The 1,837-nt window shown below is 39.8% G+C and carries 1 protein-coding gene and 1 pseudogene; both read right to left on the bottom strand.

The window, feature by feature from the left end:
* Positions 1 to 378: pseudogene (locus HT723_RS05480) on the bottom strand (transposase family protein); the annotation flags it as partial.
* A gap of 44 nt (positions 379 to 422) precedes the next feature.
* Positions 423 to 1,742 (bottom strand): CapA family protein, encoded by a 1,320-nt coding sequence (locus tag HT723_RS05475; RefSeq protein WP_119920156.1) that lies wholly within the window; start codon positions 1,740 to 1,742, stop codon positions 423 to 425.
* Between the last annotated feature and the right edge of the window lie 95 nt (positions 1,743 to 1,837).

The raw sequence follows: 1,837 nt of genomic DNA, 5'->3' as shown, positions 1-1,837 counted from the left end.
AATTGTTTTTTAGGACGATGGATTTTTACTTCCGTCGCATCAATCATTACCGTGTCCTCAGAACTGAGAGGAGTTCTTGAAATCGTAACACCACTTTGAACAAGAGTTACTTCAACCCATTGACTCCGATGGGTTAAGTTGCTTTCGTGAATACCAAAATCAGCCGCAATTTGTTCATAAGTTCGATATTCTCGCACATATTGAAGTCGCCATAAGAAGGTCTTCTAGGCTTAGTTTAGGTTTTCGTCCCCCTTTTGCGTGTTTACCTTGATAAGCTGTTTTCAATACAGCTAACATCTCTTCAAAAGTCGTGCGCTGAACACCAACCAGGAGCTTAAATCGTGCATCAGTTAGTTGTTCACTTGCTTCATAATTCATAGAACTATTATACCATATTTTGTTTCGCAGGAAGTCTATTCAAGCTAGTCCCACTTCAATCCCACATGTTCGTTCATTTCTTTATAGGCTGTATCAATTCGTTCCTTAGTCGCTTCATCTAACTGGTCACGATGACTGCCACCCTCGATAAAATCTTCCAAGATATAGGTTTGATAATGATATAAAGGATAGCCTTCTGGTGAAAAGGTTCCCTTTGGTGTTCGATTGACCCAAGTAGGATGAGCTTTAGCTGTTCCGATAGTTGTTTTTCCATCCTTCTTCTTAATGGTCACATCCATGAGAACACCACGTTCAGTCCACTTAGCATTTTCTTCATCTCCCATAGATTCAATCCGTTGATTGGAAATGAAGTTCCCCATTGAATAGATAATGAGTTTCTTGTCTCCATCTTTTTCAACCGTTTCAGATGGTTCCACAACGTGAGGATGCCCTCCAAAGATAATATCCGCCCCCCAATCAATCATCTTGTGATAAAGAGCTTTTTGTTCCTCAGTTGGTTCCAATCGATACTCCACACCCATCTGAGGCATGATAATGGTGATATCTGCCTCCTTTTCTGCCCGTTCAATTTCAGCCTTCATCTTATCTTCGTTTAAATCTGAAAGATAACGATTATAGTCTTCCTGAGAAATATACCGTTCAATTCCATTGAATCCATAGGAATAGGCCAAAAGAGCAACCTTGATTCCATTCACTTCCTTAATGACCAACGGAGCCTGATCACGTGGTTCATGCGTATAAACTCCGATTGGAGTGATTCCAGCTTTTTCAATAATATCGGCCGTTGAAATAACTCCCTCAATTTGCGAATCCAAAATATGATTATGAGCTAAATCTAGCACATGATAACCTGCATCCTTAATGGCATCCATAACTTCAGCAGGAGCATTAAAGAGAGGATAACCTGCTAAATAATGATCCTTATTGATGGTTCCTTCAAAATCGCCAATAGCTAAGTCTGCTTGCTTAAGCCAAGGAGCCACATACTCAAAATTCTCATGAAAGTCATAGGTACCGTCTTCTTTTTTAGCTGAAAAGAAAAGTCCATCGTGGTAGAGCAAATCCCCGTGGGCCATAATTCTGGCAGTTTTTTCCTCTTCCTGCTCCTGAGACTTTTGCTTAGTCCCCTCTTGAGAAATAGTATCTCGTTTTTGACTGGTTAAAGGGATTCTTTGGAAACTTTCAAACAACAAGACCAAGCCCATTGATAAGGCAACTGCTAGCAAGAGTACCGCCACAAATCCTTTATTGCTCCACCTGCGATAACTCCTAAAAAAGTTTACCAAGCCCTTCATAAAACGAAAAGCTAAACCACCCTGACTTCTATCTTGTCTTCTTTTCATCTTCATTCTCCCTACTTTCTTATGCAAGCCTTTTCTTTTTATTATATCATAGATAAGTAATTCTTTCACAATTGATACTCCCGACTTTATCACTT

It is taken from the genome of Streptococcus sp. 2106, from assembly GCF_013277315.1.
Classification (GTDB): Bacteria; Bacillota; Bacilli; order Lactobacillales; family Streptococcaceae; genus Streptococcus; species Streptococcus pseudopneumoniae.
This window is presented reverse-complemented; position numbering and strand designations above follow the sequence as displayed.

What these genes read in the sequence shown, in the direction of transcription:
- HT723_RS05475 (WP_119920156.1), bottom strand. Translation starts at nt 1,742, where the DNA reads ATGAAAAGAAGACAAGATAGAAGTCAGGGTGGTTTAGCTTTTCGTTTT.